Source organism: Paraburkholderia sp. PAMB 6770 (assembly GCF_057748135.1).
The window spans coordinates 1,971,317-1,994,518 of record NZ_CM173238.1; the positions used below are offsets into that span (position 1 = coordinate 1,971,317).

Annotated in this window: 21 protein-coding genes; 13 read left to right on the top strand and 8 right to left on the bottom strand. The window is 68.0% G+C overall.

Annotated elements, in window-relative coordinates; genetic code table 11:
• Window positions 1–158 precede the first annotated feature (158 nt).
• The 4 genes from AC3AP7_RS08960 (at window position 159) to AC3AP7_RS08975 (ending at window position 4,671) form a co-directional block, all read left to right on the top strand.
• Window positions 159–1,937: an ArnT family glycosyltransferase gene (locus tag AC3AP7_RS08960; RefSeq protein WP_475763854.1), complete on the top strand. Its 1,779-nt coding sequence runs from the start codon at window positions 159–161 to the stop codon at window positions 1,935–1,937.
• Window positions 1,938–1,939: 2 nt separating this feature from the next.
• On the top strand, window positions 1,940–3,322 hold the full coding sequence (locus tag AC3AP7_RS08965; protein ID WP_475763852.1) for an MATE family efflux transporter: 1,383 nt from the start codon (window positions 1,940–1,942) through the stop codon (window positions 3,320–3,322).
• A 185-nt stretch (window positions 3,323–3,507) separates the two neighbouring features.
• Window positions 3,508–4,107, top strand: coding sequence for a ComEA family DNA-binding protein (locus tag AC3AP7_RS08970; protein WP_475763850.1), 600 nt, complete (start codon window positions 3,508–3,510; stop codon window positions 4,105–4,107).
• Window positions 4,108–4,242: 135 nt separating this feature from the next.
• Window positions 4,243–4,671 carry a YidB family protein gene (locus AC3AP7_RS08975; protein ID WP_475763848.1) on the top strand — a complete coding sequence of 143 codons (429 nt, stop codon included), beginning with the start codon at window positions 4,243–4,245 and terminating at the stop codon, window positions 4,669–4,671.
• Between the two features lie 145 nt (window positions 4,672–4,816).
• Here AC3AP7_RS08975 and clpB read toward each other — a convergent pair whose 3' ends face one another.
• Together clpB and AC3AP7_RS08985 are read right to left on the bottom strand one after the other, a co-directional pair.
• Window positions 4,817–7,414, bottom strand: a complete 2,598-nt coding sequence (gene clpB, locus AC3AP7_RS08980; RefSeq protein ID WP_475763846.1) for an ATP-dependent chaperone ClpB — start codon at window positions 7,412–7,414, stop codon at window positions 4,817–4,819.
• Window positions 7,415–7,565: 151 nt separating this feature from the next.
• Entirely contained in the window at window positions 7,566–8,045 is a 480-nt protein-coding gene (locus AC3AP7_RS08985) for an Rrf2 family transcriptional regulator (protein WP_475763844.1), read from the bottom strand.
• Window positions 8,046–8,338: 293 nt separating this feature from the next.
• Between AC3AP7_RS08985 and AC3AP7_RS08990 the strand changes: the two genes are divergently transcribed.
• Window positions 8,339–8,881, top strand: a complete 543-nt coding sequence (locus AC3AP7_RS08990; protein ID WP_475763842.1) for a group III truncated hemoglobin — start codon at window positions 8,339–8,341, stop codon at window positions 8,879–8,881.
• Between the two features lie 72 nt (window positions 8,882–8,953).
• Here the strand turns inward: AC3AP7_RS08990 and moaE are convergent, their stop codons facing one another.
• The 3 genes from moaE to AC3AP7_RS09005 are packed head-to-tail and all read right to left on the bottom strand — an operon-like array spanning window position 8,954 to window position 10,942.
• The gene (gene moaE, locus AC3AP7_RS08995) at window positions 8,954–9,430 is read right to left on the bottom strand and encodes a molybdopterin synthase catalytic subunit MoaE (RefSeq protein WP_475763840.1); all 477 of its coding nucleotides are present in this window, start codon (window positions 9,428–9,430) and stop codon (window positions 8,954–8,956) included.
• A 10-nt stretch (window positions 9,431–9,440) separates the two neighbouring features.
• Window positions 9,441–9,698 carry a molybdopterin converting factor subunit 1 gene (gene moaD / locus AC3AP7_RS09000; protein ID WP_475763838.1) on the bottom strand — a complete coding sequence of 86 codons (258 nt, stop codon included), beginning with the start codon at window positions 9,696–9,698 and terminating at the stop codon, window positions 9,441–9,443.
• 26 nt (window positions 9,699–9,724) lie between these two features.
• On the bottom strand, window positions 9,725–10,942 hold the full coding sequence (locus AC3AP7_RS09005) for a molybdopterin molybdotransferase MoeA (RefSeq protein ID WP_475763837.1): 1,218 nt from the start codon (window positions 10,940–10,942) through the stop codon (window positions 9,725–9,727).
• 131 nt (window positions 10,943–11,073) lie between these two features.
• Here AC3AP7_RS09005 and AC3AP7_RS09010 point away from each other — a divergent pair, with 131 nt between their 5' ends.
• A complete protein-coding gene (locus AC3AP7_RS09010; protein ID WP_487362691.1) occupies window positions 11,074–11,247 on the top strand; it encodes a hypothetical protein in 174 nt (57 codons plus the stop codon).
• Between the two features lie 68 nt (window positions 11,248–11,315).
• Here AC3AP7_RS09010 and thrC read toward each other — a convergent pair whose 3' ends face one another.
• From thrC to AC3AP7_RS09025, 3 genes are all read right to left on the bottom strand, one after another.
• Window positions 11,316–12,767, bottom strand: coding sequence for a threonine synthase (gene thrC / locus AC3AP7_RS09015; protein ID WP_475763835.1), 1,452 nt, complete (start codon window positions 12,765–12,767; stop codon window positions 11,316–11,318).
• 39 nt (window positions 12,768–12,806) lie between these two features.
• Window positions 12,807–14,138: a homoserine dehydrogenase gene (locus tag AC3AP7_RS09020; protein WP_475763833.1), complete on the bottom strand. Its 1,332-nt coding sequence runs from the start codon at window positions 14,136–14,138 to the stop codon at window positions 12,807–12,809.
• A 66-nt stretch (window positions 14,139–14,204) separates the two neighbouring features.
• Window positions 14,205–15,452, bottom strand: a complete 1,248-nt coding sequence (locus tag AC3AP7_RS09025) for a pyridoxal phosphate-dependent aminotransferase (protein WP_475763831.1) — start codon at window positions 15,450–15,452, stop codon at window positions 14,205–14,207.
• A gap of 480 nt (window positions 15,453–15,932) precedes the next feature.
• Here AC3AP7_RS09025 and AC3AP7_RS09030 point away from each other — a divergent pair, with 480 nt between their 5' ends.
• From AC3AP7_RS09030 to AC3AP7_RS09060, 7 genes are all read left to right on the top strand, one after another.
• A complete protein-coding gene (locus AC3AP7_RS09030) occupies window positions 15,933–16,307 on the top strand; it encodes an Mth938-like domain-containing protein (protein ID WP_475763829.1) in 375 nt (124 codons plus the stop codon).
• Between the two features lie 245 nt (window positions 16,308–16,552).
• Window positions 16,553–18,367: a glycosyltransferase family 39 protein gene (locus tag AC3AP7_RS09035; RefSeq protein WP_475763827.1), complete on the top strand. Its 1,815-nt coding sequence runs from the start codon at window positions 16,553–16,555 to the stop codon at window positions 18,365–18,367.
• Window positions 18,368–18,392: 25 nt separating this feature from the next.
• Window positions 18,393–18,764, top strand: coding sequence for a DMT family transporter (locus tag AC3AP7_RS09040; RefSeq protein ID WP_475763825.1), 372 nt, complete (start codon window positions 18,393–18,395; stop codon window positions 18,762–18,764).
• A 271-nt stretch (window positions 18,765–19,035) separates the two neighbouring features.
• Window positions 19,036–20,187, top strand: coding sequence for a DegT/DnrJ/EryC1/StrS family aminotransferase (locus AC3AP7_RS09045; protein ID WP_475763823.1), 1,152 nt, complete (start codon window positions 19,036–19,038; stop codon window positions 20,185–20,187).
• A gap of 6 nt (window positions 20,188–20,193) precedes the next feature.
• The gene (locus tag AC3AP7_RS09050; RefSeq protein WP_475763821.1) at window positions 20,194–21,225 is read left to right on the top strand and encodes a glycosyltransferase; all 1,032 of its coding nucleotides are present in this window, start codon (window positions 20,194–20,196) and stop codon (window positions 21,223–21,225) included.
• The gene (locus AC3AP7_RS09055; protein ID WP_475763819.1) at window positions 21,222–22,157 is read left to right on the top strand and encodes a formyltransferase; all 936 of its coding nucleotides are present in this window, start codon (window positions 21,222–21,224) and stop codon (window positions 22,155–22,157) included. Before AC3AP7_RS09050 ends, AC3AP7_RS09055 begins: the two co-directional genes overlap by 4 nt.
• Window positions 22,154–23,200, top strand: coding sequence for a bifunctional UDP-4-keto-pentose/UDP-xylose synthase (locus AC3AP7_RS09060; protein ID WP_475763818.1), 1,047 nt, complete (start codon window positions 22,154–22,156; stop codon window positions 23,198–23,200). Before AC3AP7_RS09055 ends, AC3AP7_RS09060 begins: the two co-directional genes overlap by 4 nt.
• Window positions 23,201–23,202: the final 2 nt, after the last annotated feature.

Genomic DNA, 23,202 nt, shown 5'->3' on the forward strand with positions numbered 1-23,202 from the left:
GCGCCGGTCGCGCCGCACACACGCCCGAGGGCGACCCGCATGGCGCCGCGTTACGTCGCCATGACGCGCGGCGCGCGCGCCGTCTACAATGCCGGATGCCGTGAGCCGGCCGCGCCGTGCGGCGCGCCGGTTCGCCCGTTCAACCTCACCCTATCCGCATGAGACCTGTCGTTCGCCTCACGGCCTCCGCCACGCGCGCCCTGCCGCGCTGGCTGCTGCTGACCATCTGTATCGTATATGCAGCGTTCGGGCTGTTCGGCCGCGACCCGTGGAAAAACGAAGATGCCGCCGGCTTCGGCGTCATGTGGACGATGGCCCGGGGGCATCTGCACGACTGGCTGTTCCCGAACCTCGTCGGCAAGTACCTGCCCGACAACGGCCCGCTCGGCTTCTGGCCGGGCGCGCTGTCGATCCGGGCGCTCGCGCCGTGGGTCGATGCGAGCGATGCATCGCGCATCTTCACCGGCCTGTGGTTCTGCGGCGCCTGCGCGTTCGTCTGGTACACCGCCTATCTGCTCGGCCGGCGCCCCGAGGTTCAGCCGTTCAAGTACGCGTTCGGCGGCGAACCCGAGCCGCGCGACTACGGCCGCACGCTCGCGGACGGCGCGCTGCTGATCCTGCTCGCGTGCTTCGGTCTCGCCGAGCGCGGCCATGAGACGACGCCGCAACTTGCGCAGTTCACCTTCATCTCGATGCTCGTGTACGGGCTCGTGCGGATGATCGACAAGCCGCTGCAGGGTGCGTTGATCTGGGGCCTCGCGGTCGGGCTCGTCACGCTCGCGAGCAATCCGGTGCTGGTCGGCGCGCTGCTGCTCGGCACCGTGGTGATGATGCTGATCGTGCCGGAAGCGCGCGCCCGCACGCGCTGGCTGCTGCTCGCGGGATTGCCGGTCGCGCTCGCGATCGCCCTGTCGTGGCCGCTCGCGACCCTCGCGCTCTATCCCGACGACGGCGTCTGGTATCTGAACCAGTGGCTCAACAGCAGCCTTGACGCATTCGCCGGCCCGCCGGGCTCGGTCGCGCGCTACGCGCTGAAAAACCTGCCCCTGTTCACCTGGCCCGCCTGGCCGCTCGCCGTCTGGGCATGGTTCAGCTGGGCCGGGCTGCGGCGCGCGCCGCACGTCGCGATCCCGCTGTCGGTGATCACGCCGCTGCTCGCGCTCGTCGTGATCCAGAGCCACCAGACCAATCAGCTGTACATGCTGCTGCTGCCGTCGCTGTCGGTGCTCGCCGCGTTCGCGCTGCCCACCTTGAAGCGCGGCGCGATCAATGCGATCGACTGGTTCGCGCTCCTCAGCTTCACGATACTCGGCACGTTCGTGTGGCTCGTCTGGCTCGCGGGTCTCACCGGCTTCCCGCATCCGCTCGCGCGCAACCTCGCGCGCCTCGCGCCGGGTTTCGTGCCCGAGTTCAAGATCCTGTCGTTCCTGTGCGCGGTCGCGGTCACCGTGTGCTGGTTCGCGCTGGTGCGCTGGCGGCTCGCGCGTCATCCGAACGTGCTGTGGCGCAGCGTCGTGCTGTCGAGCGCGGGCACCACGCTGATGTGGGTGCTGCTGATGACGCTGTGGCTGCCGGTCGTCAACTACAGCCGCACCTACAAGGACGTGGCCGAGCAGATCGCGCGCCACCTGCCCGACGATTACACCTGCATCTCGCCGGTGCGGCTCGGCGATGCGCAGATCGCGACGTTCGCCTATTTCGGCCACATGCACTTCGCGTTCGACGAGGACTGCGACGTGATCCTGCGTCAGGATTCGCAGGACTACGGCGAACCGAGCGCAATGTCGAACTTCGTCTGGAAGCTGGTCTGGGAAGGTCGGCGCGCGGCCGACCGCGACGAGCGCTTCCGCCTCTACGTGCGGATCGACCGTCCGACGTCGCCCGCCCGCCACCGGGCCTGGCGGCCGAAGCACAGCCACACGTCCGCCGCGGACTGAGCATGTTCGCCGACGTCCGGAAAATCGCCGCGCTCGCGTGGCCGGTGCTGATCGGGCAACTCGCGATCATCGCGTTCGGCGTGATCGACACCGCGATGGTCGGCCGCTACTCGGCGGTCGATCTCGCCGCGCTCGGCCTCGGCTCGTCGATCTACGTGTCGGTGTATATCGGGCTGACCGGCATCCTGACCGCGCTGCAGCCGATCGCGGCGCAGCTCTACGGCGCGCGCCGCCACGCCGAGATCGGCGAGGAAGTGCGCCAGTCGCTCTGGCTGTCCGTCGCGCTGCTGACGGTCGGCTTCCTGATCCTGTACTTCCCGGAACCGATCCTGCGCATCGCGCGGGTGCCCGCGCCGCTGCACGCGCGCACGGTCGCGTATCTGCAGATCCTCGCGTTCGGGCTGCCCGCGGGTCTCGCGTTTCGCGTCTACAGCGCGCTCACCAACGCGGTCGGCAAGCCGCGCCTCGTGATGATCCTGCAGATCGGCGCGCTGCTGCTGAAGGTGCCGCTCAATCGCTGGTTCATCTTCGGCGGCCTCGGCGTACCCGCGCTCGGCGGCCCCGGCTGCGCGCTCGCCAGCACGGCGATCAACTGGACGCTCGCGATCGTCGGCCTGCTGCTGATGGCGAGGCTGGAGGTCTTCCGGCCGTTTGCGATCTTCACCCGCTTCTGCTGGCCGGTCTGGCGGCGGCAGCTCGCGCAGCTGCGCCTCGGCCTGCCGATGGGCCTGTCGTACCTGATCGAGGTGACGTCCTATACGTTCATGGCGCTGTTCATCGCGCGCTTCGGCACCACCACGCTCGCGGGACACCAGATCGCCGGCAATGTCGGCGCGGTGCTCTACATGACGCCGCTTGCGATCGGCGTCGCAACCTCGACGCTGGTCGCGCAGGCGATCGGCGCGCACCGCCCGGCGGCCGCGCACACGCTGTCGAAACACGGGATCGCGATGGCGGTGGCGATCGCCTGCGGCTACGCGCTCGTCGTCCTCGCGCTGCGGCCGCTGATCATCGAGGGCTACACGCCCAACGCGCGGGTCGCGGCAGCAGCGATGCCGCTCGTGCTGATCGTCGCGTTCTATCACGTGTTCGATGCGCTCCAGGTCAGCACCGCCTTCGTGCTGCGCGCCTACAAGGTCACCGTCGTGCCGACCATCATCTACGCGCTCGCGCTGTGGGGCGTGGGGCTCGGCGGCGGCTACCTGCTCGGCTTCGACATCGGCGGCGCGATTCCCGCGCCGATCACCGGCGCGCGCGGCTTCTGGCTCGCCAACCTGGCGAGCCTCGCGCTTGCGGGCGGCGGGCTGCTCGTCTACTGGCGAAGCGTAAGCCGGCATGCGCTGCGCGAGCAGTCTCACGCGCGGCGCGATCCCGTGCACGAGTAAGGCGGGTGCCGCCGGCTCAAACGTTAAATAAGGTGAGCAACGATTTACTTGTCATGCGCGGCCCGGTATAACTCTTTCGCTTTCGTCAAAAACCGGCGCGAATTATCCTATCCTGAACGCAGCCGCGCTGTCCCTGTACGCCGTCCGTTTCCGGCTCCCCGTCCGCCCTCCATGGAGTGCCCGCCATGCTGAAGAAGCTGCTGATGCTGTGTGTGACGCTGATCCTGTCGCTCTCGGCCACCCTCGCCGCCGCGGCGGTCGACGTCAATACCGCCGACCAGGCGACGCTCGAAACGATCAAGGGCATCGGTCCCGTGCATGCGAAGGCCATCGTCGACGAGCGCACGCGCAACGGCCCCTTCAGGAACGCTGACGATCTGGCCGCGCGCGTGAAGGGCCTCGGCCCGAAATCGGTCGCCCATCTCGAAGCGGCCGGACTCACGATCAACGGGTCGTCGGCGCCGCCGGGCGGCGGGACGTCGGCCGCGAAGTCGTCGGCGGCCAGCCACAAGGGCAGCGCATCGACCGCGCCGGCCACACCCGTGACGACGCCCGCCACGCCCGCCACGACTGCGGCGACCACTCACGGCGGCACGCCTGCCGCTGCGCCCGCCGCGGCATCCGGCGCGAAACACGGGAAATGGCTGAAGAAGCATCCGGCCGCCTCGGCGAGCGCGCCGGCGGCGGCGTCGGGCAGCACGGCGGCCACAACAGGAAAGACCCCGAAAGCGAAGAAGGCAAAGAAGAGCAAGGCCGCTTCGGCGGCCGCGGCGTCGGGCGCCTGAGCCGCACCGCACCGTCCGGCGCCGGCAGGCGTTCCGCTGCCCGCCCGCGCCGTTCCTCATCCGCTGCCGCGCCTGTGCGCGGCGTGTTCATCCGCCGGCATGGCGACACGATGCCGGCTTACCTGAGAGACTGTCATGAGCCTATTCGACACCATCGGTTCCCTGCTTGGCCAGTCGCCCGAGGGCGGCGACCATCAGGCCCTCGTCAGCAGCGCGCTCGAATTCATCAATAACCAGCCGGGCGGCCTGAACGGCCTCGTCCAGCAGTTCGAATCGCAAGGCGCGGGCGACGTCATCCGCTCGTGGATCGGCAACGGCGAGAATCAGCCGGTTTCCGCGGACCTGCTGCAAAACGTGCTCGGCTCCGACACGATCAGCACCCTCGCGGCGAAGGCCGGCATCCAGCCCGATCAGGTGTCGGGGCTGCTGTCGCAGGTGCTGCCGCACGTCGTCAATGCTGCGACGCCGAATGGCGACGTCCCCGCCGACGGCCAGCTGAACACCACGACCGTACTGGGCGCGCTCGGCGGCCTCGCCTCGCTGTTCGGCAAGGGCAACGCGTGACGCCGCGAGCGGGCGCCTGCGGCGCCCGCGCATGACCCGTGCGCCGAGGAACGCACGCCCATGAAAAAAAGGGCAACGAATCGCTTCGTTGCCCTTGTGATGGCGTCCTCTTGCCGCACCCGCGCGCGGGTCGCGGCCGGCGCGCTCAATGCACGACGCGCTCGAACACCAGCTTGCCGTTCTCCACTTCGACCGGAATCACGTCCTTCGGTCCGAACTTGCCGGCGAGAATCAGCTTTGCCACCGGATTCTCGATTTCCTGCTGGATCGCCCGCTTCAACGGCCGCGCCCCGAACACCGGGTCGTAACCGACCTTGCCGATCAGTTCGAGCGCCGCATCGGAGACGACCAGCTGCATGTCGAGCTTCGCGAGCCGGTTGTGCAGAAGCTGCAACTGGATCCGCGCAATCGATTCGATGTTCGCGCGATCGAGCGCATGGAACACGACGACGTCGTCGATCCGGTTCAGGAACTCGGGCCGGAAATGCTGTTTCACTTCGACCCACACCGCGTCTTTCACGGCCTCCTGCGGCTCGCCGACCATCGCCTGGATCACCTGCGAGCCCAGGTTCGACGTCATCACGATCACGGTGTTCTTGAAGTCCACCGTGCGTCCCTGCCCGTCAGTCATGCGGCCGTCGTCGAGCACCTGCAGCAGCACGTTGAACACGTCCGGGTGCGCCTTCTCGATTTCGTCGAGCAGGATCACGCTGTACGGCTTGCGCCGCACCGCCTCGGTCAGGTAGCCGCCCTCCTCGTAGCCGACGTAGCCCGGCGGCGCGCCGATCAGCCGCGCGACGCTGTGCTTCTCCATGAACTCGCTCATGTCGATGCGGATCAGATGCTCCTCCGTATCGAACAGGAACGCCGCGAGCGCCTTGCACAACTCGGTCTTGCCGACACCGGTCGGGCCGAGGAACAGGAACGATCCATACGGACGGTTCGGATCCGACAGCCCGGCGCGCGAGCGGCGAATCGCATCGGCCACCGCCGCGATCGCTTCGTCCTGGCCGACCACCCGCTCGTGCAGCTTCGCCTCGATCTGCAGCAGCTTCTCGCGTTCGCCCTGCATCATCCGCGACACCGGAATGCCGGTCGCGCGCGACACCACCTCCGCGATCTCCTCGGCGCCCACCTGCGTGCGCAGCAGTCGGCGGCGCGTCGGGTTATTCTGCTCGTTCGCCTCGGCCTGCGTCACGTCGCGCAGCTGCGCTTCGAGCGCGGGCAGCTTGCCGTACTGCAACTCCGCGACTTTTTCGAGCCGGCCTTCGCGCTGCAGCCGGATGATTTCGGCGCGCGTCCTCTCGATCTCTTCCTTCAGTTGCGCGCTGCCCTGCACCGCGGCTTTTTCGGCGGTCCAGATTTCTTCGAGGTCCGAATATTCGCGGTTCAGCCGCTCGATCTCTTCCTCGATCAGCTGCAGCCGCTTCTGCGACGCTTCGTCCTTCTCCTTCTTGACCGCTTCGCGCTCGATCTTCAACTGGATCAGACGGCGATCGAGCCGGTCCATTTCCTCGGGCTTCGAATCGATCTCCATCTTGATCTTCGAGGCGGCCTCGTCGATCAGGTCGATCGCCTTGTCCGGCAGGAAGCGGTCCGTGATGTAGCGATGCGACAGCTCCGCGGCCGCGACGATCGCCGGATCGGTGATGTCGACGCCATGGTGCAGCTCGTACTTCTCCTGCAGGCCGCGCAGGATTGCAATGGTCGCCTCGACCGACGGCTCGTCGACCAGCACCTTCTGGAACCGGCGTTCGAGCGCCGCGTCCTTTTCGATGTATTTGCGGTATTCGTCGAGCGTCGTCGCGCCGACGCAATGCAGCTCGCCGCGCGAGAGCGCCGGCTTCAGCATGTTGCCGGCGTCCATCGCGCCCTCGGCCTTGCCGGCGCCGACCATCGTATGGATTTCGTCGATGAAGACGATGGTCTGCCCCTCGTCCTTCGCGATATCGTTCAGCACCGCCTTCAGGCGCTCCTCGAATTCGCCGCGGTATTTCGCGCCGGCGAGCAGCGCCGCCATGTCGAGCGACAGCACACGCTTGCCCTTGAGCGTCTCCGGCACCTCGCCGTTGACGATGCGCTGCGCGAGCCCTTCGACGATCGCGGTCTTGCCGACGCCCGGCTCGCCGATCAGCACCGGGTTGTTCTTCGTGCGGCGCTGCAGGATCTGGATCGCGCGGCGAATCTCGTCGTCGCGGCCGATCACCGGGTCGAGCTTGCCGGCACGCGCACGCTCGGTCAGATCGACGGTGTATTTCTTCAGCGCCTCGCGCTGGCTCTCCGCGTCCTGGCTGTGCACCTGCGAGCCGCCGCGCACCGCGGCGATCGCCGCTTCGAGCGACTTGCGGATGAGGCCGTGCGCGCGCGCGAGACGTCCCGCCTCGCCCTTGTCGTCGGCCACCGCGAGCAGGAACATCTCGCTCGCGATGAACGTGTCGTTCAGTTTCTGCGCTTCCTTGTCGGCCTGATTCAGCAGACCGGTCAGCTCGCGGCCGATCTGCACGTTGCCGTCCGTGCCCCGCACCTGCGGCAGCCGGGTGATCGCCTCGTCCAGCGCGGTCTGCAGCGCCTGCACGTGCACGCCGGCGCGCGACAGCAGCGAGCGCGCGGAGCCGTCCTGCTGCGCGACGAGCGCGGCCAGCACGTGAAGCGGCTCGATGTACTGGTTGTCGTGGCCGACGGCCAGACTCTGCGCATCCGCGAGCGCTTCCTGGAATTTAGTGGTGAGTTTGTCGACTCTCATCAAGAGACCTCCAATTTCAATTACCACCAAATTTGAGGCGATTGACGCGGTTTCAAGCGCTTTTTGCGCGCCCCGACGAGGATTCGGCCATCGCCGCGCGCACGTGCCCCGCCTGCATCGTCCGCATCGCCTGCATCGCGCGGCCGGCGCGTTACTCGGCCGGTGCGATTTGCGTGCGCGACGGCGCCGGCCGGATGCCGAGCAGCGCCGCGAGCGGCCCGCCCGGCTGTGCAAGCTCGCCGACCGTATGCTGGTCGAGTTCGGCCAGAAACGCGTCGCGGGCGCGCTCGAGCACGCCCTTCAGGCGGCACTGCGGCGCGATGACGCAGTGCGCATGGCTCCCGCGCGCGTCCGGAAAACAGCCCACGAGCCGGAAATCGCTCTCGGTCGCCCGCACCACCTCGCCGACCGTCACGGTACCCGCGCGCGCGTGCAGCCGCAAGCCGCCGTTGCGACCTCGCACGGTCTCCACCCAGCCGAGCTCGCCGAGCCGCTGGACGACCTTCATCAGATGATTTTTCGATATCCCATACGCGTCCGAAATGTCCTGAATCGTCGCCAGGCCTTCGCCGCGCGCTGCGAGATACAGCAGTACGCGCAGCGTGTAATCGGTGTAATCGGTGAGCTTCATTGACACTTCGGTCCCGGTGGGCGGCGCCGGCCGTCCACGAACGGCGCGCCGGCGCAAGGGTTGTCGGACCGGCGACTTCGCAATAACATGCATGGCAAACACGGGTTCACGTGTTCACAGTCTTGCGTCATTGATCCGAAAATCGGGCAGGTTCGCCGCCGATACGGCTATTTTCAGAGGAATACGCGAATCGCGCACTGGCGGTTTACACTGCCGGGCCGGCGATCCGTGTGCGGGCGGCGCGCGCCGTCCTCGTTCGTCCCATTGTGTGTGTTTGTGTGCCATCCGCCCGTATGAAGCCAGCCTTTCCGGCCACCGCCGCCGCGCGGCGCGACGCCGTTCCGACCGAAGCCAACATCCGCGCGCTCGTCGATGCATTCTACGAGCGCGTGCGCACCGATGCGCTGCTCGGCCCGGTGTTCGATGCCGCGCTCGCCGGTCGGTGGGGCGCGCATCTGCCGAAGATGGTCGCGTTCTGGAGCAGCCTCGTGCTCGGCGCGAAGCAGTATCGCGGCAACGTACAGCAGGCACACCAGCCGCTGCCGGGGATCGAGCCGCAGCACTTCAACCGCTGGCTATACCTGTTTCTCGATACGGTCGAGGCGCGCTACGAGCCGGCCGCGGCGGTACGCTTCATGGAACCCGCGTTGCGGATCGCGCAAAGCCTGCAGTTGAGCCGCTTCGGCTGGGATTACCCGATTCCGCCGGAGCAGCAGGCGCTGCTCGAACGTGTCGCGCCACGCCGTGCGGCGCGCGACGCCGAGCTGCATGCCGCCTCCGCGAAGCGGGGTGAGCCGTTTCCGGTCGGCATCGTCGGACGCGCGCGCGACGACTGACGCGCCCGCGCGTGCCCGATTCCGCTCGGCGCGCGCGGTCGCGCCGCGACGGCGGCCGCGCCAGCGCATGCGCTAGTCCTTGCGCGTGTTCGACCCGGCGACGCCCCAGCGCGCCAGCGCGGCGTCATCCGATATCCGCGCGTCGACCCAGCGCTCGCCCTGCTCGGTCTTCTCTTTCTTCCAGAACGGCGCCTGGGTTTTCAGATAGTCCATCACGAACTCGCATGATGCGAACGCGTCGCCGCGATGCGCGGAGGTGGTGGCCACCAGCACGATCTGGTCGAGCGGCACCAGCTTGCCGACCCGGTGCACGATCAGCACGTCGACGCCCGGCCAGCGCGCACGCGCCGCTTCGACGATCGCATCGAGCGCCTTTTCCGTCATGCCCGGATAGTGCTCGAGCTCCATCGTCTCGACGCTGCTGCCGTCGTTCAGGTCGCGCACGGTGCCGACGAAGCAGGCCACCGCGCCGACCTTCGGATCGCGCGCCCGCAGCGCCGCCACCTCGGTACTGAGGTCGAAATCGTCCGTCTGCACGCGCACGGTCATCGGCCGCTCCTCAGCCGCCCGTCACGGGCGGGAAAAACGCGACCTCGCAGCCGTCGGTCAGCCGGGTGCCCGGGTCGGTCATCACGTGGTCGCAGGCCATGCGCAGCGCGCGCCCCTCGGCGAGCGTATCGGCCCAGATGCCGCCGCGCACGCGCAGCCACGCACGCACGTCGCCCACCGTCGCGACGGTATCGGGCACTTCGACGTCCTCGTGCGCGGTGCCGAGCGCCTCGCGCACGCTTGCAAAAAACTTGAGCTGGATCTTCATCGGTCTTGTGCCAGCCGCGGCCGGCATCAGTTCAACAGTTCGGAGAAGGGAATGAAGCGCACCGTCTCGCCGGCGCTGATCGCATGATTCGGCGGGTTGTCGATCAGGCCGTCGCCCCATACGGTCGAAGTCAGCACCGCCGAACTCTGGTTCGGAAACAGATCGAGGCCGCCCGCGGCGTTGACGCGCGCGCGCAGGAACTCGTTGCGGCGATCCGCTTTCGTCTGCGAGAAATCGGCCCGCAGCGACAGCGCGCGCGGGCTGACCGTGCGCACGCCCGCGAGGCGCAGCACGAACGGCCGCACGAACAGCAGGAAGGTCACGAAGGTCGACACCGGATTGCCCGGCATGCCGATGAAAAACGTCTCGGCCGTACCGTCCTGCGCCGCGCGCCGCACGGCGCCAAACGCGAGCGGCTTGCCCGGCTTCATCGCGATCTGCCACATCGACAGCCGCCCTTCGGCCTCCACGGCCGGCTTCACGTGATCTTCCTCGCCGACCGACACGCCGCCGCAGGTCAGAATCAGGTCGTGCGCCTGCGCGGCTTCGTGCAGCGTCGCGCGGGTCGCGTCGAGGCGGTCCGGGATGATCCCGTAGTCGCTGACCTCGCAGCCGAGGTTCGCGAGCAGCCCGCGTAGCGTGAAACGGTTCGAGTTGTAGATCGCACCGGATTTGAGCGGCTCGCCGGGCATCGTCAACTCGTCGCCCGTGAAGAATACCGCGACGCGCACCCGCCGCGCGACCGTCAGTTCCGCGCTGCCCACCGACGCGGCCAGACCCAGCGCCTGTGGCGTGAGCCGCGTGCCGGCCGGCAGGATCACCGAACCGCGGCGGATGTCCGCGCCTTGCGCGGTGATCCACTCACCGGCCTTCGGCATATGCAGGATCGTCACCACGTCGCCGGCTGTCTCGGTCTGCTCCTGCATCACGACCGCGTCCGCGCCGGGCGGCACGGTCGCGCCGGTGAAAATACGCGCCGCCGTGCCGGCCGCGAGCGGCTGCGGCGCGTGTCCGGCCGCAATCCGCTGCGACACCGGCAGACGCCGCTCGCCATGCACGAGGTCGGCGATGCGCACGGCGTAGCCGTCCATCGCGCTCGTGTGCATCGGCGGGACGTCGAGCGGCGACACGACGTCGGCCGCGAGCACCCGGTTCAGCGCGTCGAGCGTGGAGCGCGTTTCGGCGCCGGCCACCGGGGCGGCGGCACCGAGCAGCGTGGCAAGAGCATCGGCAGTGGAGAGCATGGAGACGCGGGTCGGCGAGGAAGCGGAGCGGGACATCGGCAGAAAACGCGCGGTGATCTAAACGCCTATTGTAGCGGCCTGTGCGCGCCGCCGGGATCCCGCGAACTGATCGGCCGCTTTAGCCGCGGCGCATGAGCCGGCTCGGGTTCGGGCTCGGGCTCGGGTTCGGGCTCGGGTTCGGGTTCGGGTTCGGGTTCGGGTTCGGGCTCGGGCTCGGGCTCGGGTTCGGGTTCGGGCGCGGACCGCATGCCCGCCCGCTCGCGCCGAACCCTCAACCCGCAACCCGCCGCAAACCGCGTCCCTGACCGCCCGCCTGCCGCTCACGGCGGACCCGGCACACGCCGGAACCGCATGCAGCCGGCTTCGTTGCGCGTCAGGCGTCGGTGTGCGCAGCGATGAATGCTTTCACGCGCGCCACGTCGGCGGGCAGGACCTCGAAACGCTGCGGCAGCGCTTCGAGCCCCGCGAAGGCCGCCGGGCCTTCCGGCTCGCGCTGCAGCGCCTCGCGGATCGTCTCGCCGAACTTCAGCGGCTGCGCGGTTTCCAGTACGACCATCGGGACGCCCGGCTGCAAGTGCTCGCGCGCGACCTTCAGGCCGTCGGCGGTGTGCGTGTCGATCATCGTCTGGTAGCGGCGGTAAACGTCGCGGATCGTGTCGATACGGTCCGCGTGGCTGCTGCTGCCCGACACGAAGCCGAACGCGCACACCCGCGCGAAATCGCCGCTCGCCGCAAGGTCGAAGCCGCCCTTCTCCTCGACGTCGCGAAACAGTTGCAGCACGCGGGCAGGATCGCGCCCGAGCAGATCGAACACGAAGCGCTCGAAGTTCGACGCCTTCGAGATGTCCATGCTCGGGCTGCTCGTGTGATACGTCTCGGCCGCCTTGCGCACGCGGTAGACACCGGTGCGGAAGAACTCGTCGAGCACGTCGTTCTCGTTGGTGGCGACCACCAGCTTCTCGATCGGCAGCCCCATCATGCGCGCGATGTGCCCCGCGCACACGTTGCCGAAATTGCCGGACGGCACCGTGAACGACACGCGCTCGTCCTCCGAGCGGGTCGCCGCGAAATAGCCCTTGAAGTAATACACGACCTGCGCGACCACGCGCGCCCAGTTGATCGAGTTGACGGTGCCGATCCGGTGCTGCGCCTTGAACGCATGATCGTTCGACACGGCCTTCACGATGTCCTGGCAGTCGTCGAACACGCCCTCGACCGCGAGGTTGAAGATGTTCGGGTCCTGCAGGCTGTACATCTGCGCGGTCTGGAACGCGCTCATCTTGCGGTGCGGCGACAGCATGAACACGCGGATGCCCGCCTTGCCGCGCATCGCGTACTCGGCCGCGCTGCCGGTGTCGCCCGAAGTCGCGCCGAGGATGTTCAGCGCCTCGCCGTGTTTCGCGAGCACGTACTCGAACAGCGTGCCGAGCAGTTGCATCGCCATGTCCTTGAACGCGAGCGTCGGACCGTTGGACAGTTCCAGCAGCGACAGCGGCGCGCCGTTCTCGACGCCGAGCGTCGCGAGCGGCGTGATCTCCGCCGCGCGCGCGGGATCGCGCCCGTTGCAGTAAACGTGCGCGGTGTAGGTGCGGCGCGTGAGCGCGCGCAGTTCGTCGGTGGGAATGTCGTCGCAGAACTTCGCGAGGATCTCGAACGCGAGGTCCGCGTACGACAGCGTGCGCCAGCGGGCCAGCTCGGCCGCGCTCACCCGCGGATACTGCGCCGGCAGGTACAGCCCGCCGTCCTTTGCGAGGCCGCCGAGCAGGATGTCGGAAAACGTATGGCGCTCGCCGGCTCCGGCGCCGCGCGTGGAAAGGTAGTTCATGTCAGTCTCGTTGCAGTGTGCCGCTTCCGTTCGGCACGTTCAGTTCAGCGCTTCCATGCGCAGCCTCGTCACGCGCGACACCACGGTGCGCAGCGCCTCGATATGCGCGATTGCCGCGTTGACGTTCTTTTCGAGCGTCTCGTGCGTGATCAGGATGATGTCGGTCTCGCCCTTGCCGTTCGCGTCCACCTGCTCCGACTCTTTTTGCAGCAGCGCGTCGATCGAGATGCCCGCATCCGCGAGGATGCGCGTGATGTCCGCCAGCACGCCGGTCACGTCGGCCACCCGCAGGCGCAGGTAATAGCCGCTCGTCACCTCGCCGATCGGCAGGATCGGCGTGTTCGACAGGCTTTCCGGCTGGAACGCCAGATGCGGCACGCGGTGCTCCGGATCGGCGGTGTGCAGCCGCGTGACGTCGACGAGATCGGCGACCACCGCCGAGGCCGTCGGCTCCGCGCCCGCGCCCTTCCCATAGTAGAGCGTCGTGCCGACTGCATCGCCGTGCACGACGACCGCGTTCATCGCCCCCTCGACGTTCGCGAGCAGGCGCTTGGCCGGGATCAGCGTGGGGTGCACGCGCAGCTCGATGCCGCGCTCGGTGCGCCGCGTGATGCCGAGCAGCTTGATCCGGTAGCCGAGCTCCTCCGCGTAGCGGATGTCGAGCGCCGCGAGCTGGCTGATCCCCTCGACGTACGCCTTGTCGAACTGCACCGGCACGCCGAACGCGATCGCGCTCATGATGGTCGCCTTGTGCGCGGCGTCGACGCCCTCGATGTCGAAGGTCGGGTCGGCTTCCGCGTAGCCGAGTTCTTGCGCGGCCTTGAGCGCCGTCGCGAAGTCGAGCCCGCGCTCGCGCATCTCGGACAGGATGTAGTTCGTCGTCCCGTTGATGATGCCCGCGATGTACTGGATCCGGTTCGCGGTGAGCCCTTCGCGCAGCGCCTTGATGATCGGAATGCCGCCGGCGACCGCCGCCTCGAACGCGACCATCACGCCATTGGCGCGCGCCGCCTCGAAGATCTCGGTGCCGTGCACCGCGAGCAGCGCCTTGTTCGCGGTGACGACGTGCTTGCGCTGCGCGATCGCGCGCAGCACCAGTTCGCGCGCGATGCCGGTGCCGCCGATCATCTCGGCGACGATGCCGATCGACGGGTCGTCGACCACCGCCGCGAAGTCGTCGGTGAGCGCGACGCTCGCGGCCGCGTCGCCGAGCGCCGCAGCCGCCTTGGCCGGATTGCGCACGGCGATGCGGGCGATCTCGATCCCGCGGCCGGCGCGGCGTCTGATTTCTTCCTGGTTGCGGCGCAGTACCGTGAAGGTGCCGCTGCCCACCGTGCCGAAGCCCAGCAGTCCAACTTTGATCGGTTCCATGCAGCGTGTGTATTCGTATGAGAGAGGAGGAAACGGGAAAAACGGCTGGACGGGCGTCTGCGCGAGTCAGGCCATGTGGCGCTTGCGGTAGCCGTCGAGAAAGCGGGCGATCCGCGTGATCGAATCCGCGAGATCGTCGACGTTCGGCAGGAACACCACGCGGAAATGGTCCGGCGACTTCCAGTTGAAGCCCGTGCCCTGCACGAGCAGCACCCGCTCGGCGAGCAGCAGTTCGAGGATGAACTGCTGGTCGTCGTGGATCGGGTACATCTTCGGGTCGAGCCGCGGGAACATGTAGAGCGCCGCGCGCGGCTTCACGCAGCTCACGCCGGGGATGGCCGTCAGCATGTCGTACGCGAGCTCGCGCTGGCGGTGCAGGCGCCCGCCCGGCAGGATCAGCTCGTTGATGCTCTGGTAGCCGCCGAGCGCCGTCTGGATCGCATACTGGCCGGGCACGTTCGGGCACAGGCGCATCGACGCGAGGATTCCGAGCCCTTCGAAATAGTCCTTCGCGCGGCGGCGGTTCTCGCCGGTGAGCCCGGAGATGAACATCCAGCCGGCCCGGTAGCCGCACGAGCGGTAGCTCTTCGACAGGCTGTTGAAGGTGACGGTGAGCACGTCCTCGGCGAGCGCCGCGATCGACGTGTGCTCGCCGCCGTCATAGATGATCTTGTCGTACACCTCGTCGGCGAAGATCACGAGGCCGTGTTCGCGCGCGATCGCGATCAGGGCGAGCAGCAGCTCGTTCGAGTACAGCGCGCCGGTCGGATTGTTCGGGTTGATCACGACGAGCGCGCGCGTATTCGGCGTGATCTTCGCGCGGATGTCGTCCAGATCCGGCATCCAGTCGTTCGACTCGTCGCAGACGTAGTGCACCGGCGTGCCGCCCGACAGGCTCACGCCCGCGGTCCACAGCGGATAGTCCGGCGCCGGCAGCAGCACCTCGTCGCCGTCGTTGAGCAGGCCCTGCATCGCCATCACGATCAGTTCGGATGCGCCGTTGCCGATGTAGATGTCGTCCAGCTCGACACCCAGCACCCCCTTTTGCTGCGTGTAGTGCATGATCGCCTTGCGCGCGGCGAACACGCCCTTCGAGTCCGAGTAGCCGGACGAGCCCGGCAGGTTGCGGATCATGTCCTGGATGATCTCGTCGGGCGCGTCGAAGCCGAACGGCGCGAGGTTGCCGATGTTCAGCTTGATGATGCGATGCCCCTCTTCCTCGAGCCGCTTCGCGTGTTCGAGGACGGGCCCGCGGATGTCGTAGCAGACGTTCAGCAGCTTGTTGGATTTGAGGATCGGTTTCACGGCGGGCACTTCGTCCTGGGTAAATGGGCCGGCGGGCCCTGGGCTGGCAAGCCCGCGTCGGGCGGCGACGCGGCGTCTGGTCTGTACGGAATGCGAGGCGTGCGACCGCGGCCCGCACGATACCCGGCAACACGGTGTGTGCGACCCGGCCGGCAAAACGGTTCGCCAACCGCGTGCAACGAGGATTTTCCGGGCGGCGGGAAAGACCGGCGGAGCGCGAACGCAACGGCGGGCCGCACGTCCGCACGTTCGCGCATCGCACCCCGACGCCGCCGCGGGCCGGCTAAAAAGTTATAATTTAGCGGATTTTGGCCGACTTCCGCAATGCACCAACCGCACGCAGACGCCTTTTCGGCCCGCCTGTCCGGTTGCCTGTCCGGTTCATTCCCGCCGTTCACGGGCAGCCACGCCCGCGCCCGCGCGGCCGGCCCTGCACCACGACGCGGCACGACGCACCACGACGCACCACGACGACTCCGGAACATCGATTTGAAATTACACCAGGATTCCAGCGGCGCCCTGAACACCGTGACCGCCTACGGCGCCGGCTTTGTCGAAATCAACCTGCAGCGCCACACCGGCAGCATTCTCGTGCTGCCCGGCACGCCGGTCGTGCCCTGGCCGGTGTCGTCGTTCGACGCGCTCACGCCCGAGCACTTCGCGATGCTGATCGCGCCCGCCCCCGAAGTGGTCGTGTTCGGCAGCGGCGCGCGGCTGCGCTTTCCGCATCCGCGCCTGACCGCAGCGCTCGCGGCACATCGCATCGGCGTCGAGGCAATGGATTTCGGCGCCGCCTGCCGGACCTACAACATCCTGATGGCCGAGGGCCGCAAGGTCGCGGCCGCACTGCTGATCGAGACATAGCGAAGACACGCGAAGCCGCGCGGAACGCGCGCGCAGCGGAAATGCCGCGCTGATGACGTACACTGCGCGGCGGCCCGCGCACCGCGTCGTCCGCAGCCGGAACCGCTGCTAGAACCGCCGTCGCAGCCGCATTTGCAACCGCAGCCGCCGTCGCCGCCGCAACAAATCCGCGTCAGATGGCACCACTTTCCACAACAATATCGACGCGCCGCCGCTGCGGCGCCGCAACAACAGGCTCATCATCCATGAACGATACGCCCACCCGGCTACCGCTGAACCGCGCCACCGTGCTGCTGCTGGTGCTCGCGCTCGCCGTCGTCTGGTTCGTGCCGCTCGGCTGGCGGCACCTCGTGCCGAGCGACGAAGGTCGCTACGCCGAAATGGCGCGCGAAATGTTCGTCACCGGCGACTGGATCACGCCGCGCTACAACGGCTACATCTACTTCGAGAAGCCGCCGCTGCAGACCTGGGCGAACGCGCTCACCTTCATGTGGTTCGGCGTCGGCGCGTGGCAGGCGCGCCTCTATACCGCGCTCGCCGGCTTTGCCGGCGTGCTGCTGGTCGGCTATACCGGCAGCCGCGTGTTCAACCCGGCCACCGGCCTGTTCGCCGCGATCGTGCTCGCGAGCTCGCCGTACTGGAACCTGATGGGCCACTTCAACACGCTCGACACCGGCCTGTCGTTCTGGATGGCGCTCACGCTATGCTCGCTGCTGCTCGCGCAGCGACCGCTGCTGCCGGCCGGCCACGCGCGGCGCTGGATGTGGGTGTGCTGGGCCTCGATGGCGCTCGCCGTGCTCTCGAAGGGCCTGATCGGGCTGCTGCTGCCCGGCGCGGTGCTGGTGCTCTACACGCTGATCGCGCGCGACTGGGCGCTGTGGAAGCGGCTCTACCTGGTAAGCGGGCTCGTCGTATTCTTCGCGATCGCGACGCCGTGGTTCGTACTCGTGCAGGCGCGCAATCCGGAGTTTCTGCACTTCTTCTTCATCGTCCAGCAGTTCCAGCGCTATCTGACGCCGGATCAGCACCGCCCCGGCCCGTTCTACTACTTCGTGCCGGTGCTGCTGGTCGGCTTCCTGCCGTGGCTGTCGGTGAGTCTGCAGAGCATTCGCCACGCGCTGCGCATGCCGCGCCAGCCGAACGGCTTCGCGCCGGTCACCGTGCTGCTCGTCTGGTCGGCATTCATTTTCCTGTTTTTCAGCGCGTCGGATTCGAAGCTGCTGTCCTATACGCTGCCGGTCGCGCCCGCGCTCGCGCTGGTGATCGGCCTGTACCTGCCGCTCGTCACGCCGGCCATGCTGCGCCGCCATCTGGCCGGCTATGCGGTGTTCCTGATCGTGGCCGCGATCGCGGCGACGTTCCTGAACCGCTTCGGCGACGCGCGCAACCCGAACGCGCTGTATGTCGCGTTCCGCGTCTGGGTGCTCGCGGCGCTCGCGGTCGGCTTCGTGCTGACGCTTGCGGCGCTGTGGCAGGCGCGCCGCAACCGCCGCGGCATCGGCGGCGCGACGGCGACGTTCGCCGCCGCCTGGTTCCTGCTCGGCACGATTGCCGGCCTCGGCCACGACGTGTTCGGCCGCGTGAGTTCCGGCGCGCCGCTCGCCCCCGCGGTGCGCGCCGCGCTCGCGAAGCTGCCGCCCGATACGCCGTTCTACTCGGTCGGGGTGCTCGACCACACGCTGCCGTTCTACGTACGCCACACGATGATCATGGTCGAGCATCCGGACGAACTCGCGTTCGGCGTGTCGGTGGAGCCGCAGAAGTGGGTGCCGACGGTCGCGCAGTGGATCCGCGTGTGGGACGCCGATCGCTACGCGCTCGCGCTGCTCCCGCCGGCGCGCTACGCGCAGCTGCTCGCCGAACACGTGCCAATGCAGGTGGTCGCGCGCGACGAACGGCGCGTGATCGTCGAGAAGCCGCTCGACGCGTCCGACGCGCCGGCCGGGTCCGGTACGTCCGCCGCGGCGGTGCCTGGTGCATCTGGTGCATCTGGTGCATCCGGCGCATCCGATGCCTCTGCCGCGTCCGGCGCGGCGCCCGCCTCCGCCCCCCGGCCCTGACCGTCACCGAGGATCTCCGCCCTTGATGAATCCGATCTCGCTCTTTTGCATTCTCGCCGGCGTGGCGCTGAATGCGACCGCACAACTGCTGCTGAAGGCCGGCGTGAATGCCGTTGGACACTTCGATTTCACCCGTGCGAACATCGTGCCCATCGGCCTGAAGCTCGCCACGCAACTGCCGATCATCGGCGGGCTCGGCTGCTATGTGGTCAGCGTCGCCGTATGGATCGTCGGCCTGTCGCGCGTCGACGTGTCGATCGCGTATCCGATGCTCTCGCTCGGCTACGTCGTCAACGCGGTCGCCGCGTACTATCTGTTCGGCGAAGCGCTGACCGTGCAGCGGCTCGTCGGCATCGGCATCATCCTGATCGGCGTCGTGGTTCTCGCACGCAGCTGACGCCGCGCGGCAAGCCGTGCGCTGTCCGCGCGGCGCCGGTCGCCGGCTTGTTATCTGCTTACAATCGTCGGCTTACAATCCGTCTGTTACCCGGGGTTGCCGGGCGGCTGCCGGTCCGTTACCGTTCACGGCCGCGCGCGCTCCGGTAACGCCCTGTAAGCACCTTGCGCGACAGGCGTCAGTCCGGCCGAACGCGGCCGGACGCCGCACAGTATGCTTGCCGCCTGTCGCGCAAGCGCTTACCGCCCTATTTCTTTCGAGCGAAGCATTCATGAGCCAGTCATCTGTCCCGTTTTTGCCGTTTGTGCGTCCGGAGATCGACGAGGAGACGATCCAGGGCGTCGCCGACGTGCTGCGCTCCGGCTGGATCACCACCGGTCCGCAAAACCAGCAGTTCGAGGCCGCGCTGTCCGCGTTCTGCGGCGGCCGGCCGGTCCGCACCTTCAACTCCGGCACGGCCACGCTCGAGGTCGGCCTGCGCATCGCCGGGGTCGGCCCCGGCGACGAGGTGATCACGACGCCCGCGTCGTGGGTTGCAACCAGCAACGTGATCTACGAAACCGGGGCGACGCCGGTATTCGTCGACATCGACCCGCATACCCGCAACATCGACCTCGAACGCATCGAGGCGGCCATCACGCCGCGCACGAAGGCGATCATCCCGGTGTTCCTCGCCGGCCTGCCGGTCGACATGGACCGGCTCTACGAGATCGCGCGCACGCATCGGCTGCGCGTGATCGAGGACGCCGCGCAGGCGTTCGGCTCGACCTGGAACGGCGAGCGCATCGGCACGCTCGGCGACATCGTTTCGTTCAGCTTCCACGCGAACAAGAACCTGACGTCGATCGAAGGCGGCGCGCTCGTGCTCAACAACGAGGACGAGGCGCTGCTCGCGCAGAAGTACCGGCTGCAGGGCATCACCCGCAGCGGCTTCGACGGCATGGACTGCGACGTGCTCGGCGGCAAATACAATCTGACCGACGTGGCCGCGCGCGTCGGCCTCGGCCAGCTCGCGCACCACGAGCGCTTTCTCGCGCAGCGCAGGAAGCTCGCGCGCGCCTATTTCGCGGGCTTCGAGGGCGGCGCGGCGGTGCGCCTCGGCGTCGGGCTGCCGCGGGCGGACTTCGTCAACAGCAACTGGCACATGTTCCAGATCACGCTGCCGCTCGAACGGCTGTCGCTCGCGCGCGCGGACTTCATGGGCGAGCTGAAGACGCGCGGCATCGGCTCGGGGGTGCACTACCCGGCCATCCATCTGTTCACGCTTTACCGCGCGCACGGCTTTCGCGAGGGCATGTTCCCGCACGCGGAGCGCTTCGGCGCGACCACGGTCACGCTGCCGCTCTTCACGCTGATGAACGAGGGCGACGTCGCGCGGGTCTGCGCGGCGGTCAACGACATTTGCGAACAATACGGAAAATAGGCGGATATGACTCAAACGGACCATCGTTCCCCGCTCCCGGACGCCCCCGAAGTCTCGGTCGTGATCCCGGTGTACAACGAGGAAGCCGGGCTCGCCGCGCTGTTCGCGCGCCTGTACCCGGCACTCGATGCGCTCGGCACCCGCTATGAGGTGATCCTCGTCAACGACGGCAGCCGCGACCGCTCCGCCGCGCTGCTCGCCGCGCAGTTCCGCGCGCGGCCGGACACGACGCGCGTGATCCTGCTGAACGGCAACTACGGCCAGCACATGGCGATCCTCGCCGGGTTCGAGCAGGCGCGCGGCTCGACCATCATCACGCTCGACGCCGACCTGCAGAATCCGCCGGAGGAAATCGGCAAGCTCGTCGCGAAGATGCGCGAGGGCTACGACTACGTCGGCACGATCCGCCTGCAGCGCCAGGACAGCCTGTGGCGCCGCAAGGCGTCGCTCGCGATGAACCGCCTGCGCGAGCGCATCACCCGCATCCGGATGACCGACCAGGGCTGCATGCTGCGCGCGTACAGCCGCCACATCGTCGACACGATCAACCGCTGCGGCGAGATCAACACGTTCATCCCGGCGCTCGCGTACACGTTCGCGCAGAATCCGGTCGAGATCGAGGTCGCGCACGAGGAGCGCTTCGCCGGCGAATCGAAGTATTCGCTCTACAGCCTGATCCGGCTGAACTTCGATCTCGTCACCGGCTTCTCGGTGGTGCCGCTGCAGTGGCTGTCGTTCATCGGGGTCATCCTGTCGCTCGGCTCGGCATCGCTGTTCCTGCTGCTGCTGGTGCGGCGCTTTGTCATCGGCGCGGAGGTGCAAGGCGTGTTCACGCTCTTTGCCATCACGTTCTTCCTGCTCGGCGTGATCATCTTCGCGCTCGGGCTGCTCGGCGAATATATCGGCCGCATCTATCAGCAGGTGCGCGCGCGGCCGCGCTACCTCGTGCAGACCATCCTCGAGGAGCGCGAAGGCGCCGCAGCCGGCAGCGCGGCGCGCGAGACAGCGCCGCTCGCCGGCGAGGGGCCGCACCGATGAAGCCGCGCGCGGTCGTCTTCGCCTATCACAACGTCGGCGTGCGCTGCCTGCAGGTGCTGCTTGCGCGCGGCGTCGACGTCGCGCTCGTCGTCACGCACGAGGACAGCGCGAGCGAGAACATCTGGTTCGACAGCGTCGCGCGCGTGGCCGCCAGCTACGACATTCCGGTCATCACGCCCGCCGATCCGCGCGGCGACGCGCTGCGCGAAGCCGTGAGCGCCGCGCGGCCCGATTTCATCTTTTCGTTCTACTACCGCCACATGCTGCCGCCGGCGCTGCTCGCGCTCGCCGCGCGCGGCGCGTACAACATGCACGGCTCGCTGCTGCCGAAGTATCGCGGCCGCGTGCCGACCAACTGGGCGGTGCTCAAGGGCGAAACCGAAACCGGCGCGACGCTGCACGAGATGGCCGCGAAGCCGGACGCCGGCGCGATCGTCGCGCAGACGGCGGTGCCGATCCTGCCCGACGACACCGCCGCGCAGGTGTTCGGCAAGGTCACGGTGGCCGCCGAGCAGACGCTGTGGCGCGTGCTGCCCGCGCTGCTCGCCGGCGAGGCGCCGCATCTGCCAAACGATCTCGCGCACGGCAGCTACTACGGCGGGCGCAAGCCGGAAGACGGCCGCCTCGATTTCAGCGAGCCCGCGCAGGCCGTGTACAACCTGATCCGCGCGGTCGCGCCGCCCTATCCGGGCGCGTTCACCGAACTCGGCGGCGTGCGCTACGTCGTCGCGCGGGCCCGCCTTGCGGATCCCGGCGCGCTGCCCGCCGATTTGCCGCCCGGCCTGCACGTGCGCGATAATGCCGTTTTCGCGATGTGCGGCGACGGCCGCGCCGTCGCGGTTCACGAATTGCGGCGCCTGCTCGACGGCCAGGAAACGGTCGTCACGCCGGCCGACGTTGCCCCGCTCCTTCAATCTTCCCGTCATTCATGAAAAAAGTCCTGATCCTCGGTGTGAACGGCTTCATCGGCCACCACCTGTCCAAGCGCATCCTCGAAACGACCGACTGGGAAGTGTTCGGCATGGACATGCAGACCGAGCGCCTCGGCGACCTGCTCAACCACGAGCGGATGCACTTCTTCGAAGGCGACATCACGATCAACAAGGAGTGGGTCGAATATCACGTGAAGAAGTGCGACGTGATCCTGCCGCTGGTGGCGATCGCCACGCCGGCCACCTACGTGAAGCAGCCGCTGCGCGTGTTCGAGCTCGACTTCGAGGCGAACCTGCCGATCGTGCGCTCCGCGGTGAAGTACGGCAAGCATCTCGTGTTTCCGTCGACCTCCGAGGTCTACGGCATGTGCACCGACGAGCAGTTCGACCCCGAAGCATCGCCGCTCATCTACGGCCCGATCAACAAGCCGCGCTGGATCTACGCGTGCTCCAAGCAGCTGATGGACCGCGTGATCTGGGGTTACGGGATGGAGGGGCTGAACTTCACGCTGTTCCGTCCGTTCAACTGGATCGGCCCGGGGCTCGATTCGATCTACACGCCGAAGGAAGGCAGCTCGCGCGTGGTCACGCAGTTCCTCGGCCATATCGTGCGCGGCGAAAACATCAGTCTGGTCGACGGCGGCGCGCAAAAGCGCGCGTTCACGGACATCGACGACGGCATCAGCGCGCTGATGAAGATCATCGAGAACCGCGACGGTGTCGCGAGCGGCAAGATCTATAACATCGGCAATCCGAACAATAATTTCTCGGTGCGCGAACTCGCGCACAAGATGCTCGCGCTCGCGGCGGAGTTCCCCGAATACGCGGAGTCGGCGCGCCAGGTGAAGCTCGTCGAAACCTCGTCGGGCGCGTATTACGGCGCCGGTTACCAGGACGTGCAGAACCGCGTGCCGAAGATCGACAACACGATGCAGGAACTCGGCTGGGCCCCCTCATCGACGTTCGACGAAGCGCTGCGCAAGATCTTCGAGGCGTATCGCGGCCACGTCGCGGACGCGCGCGCGCTCGTCGAGCAGCAATAAGG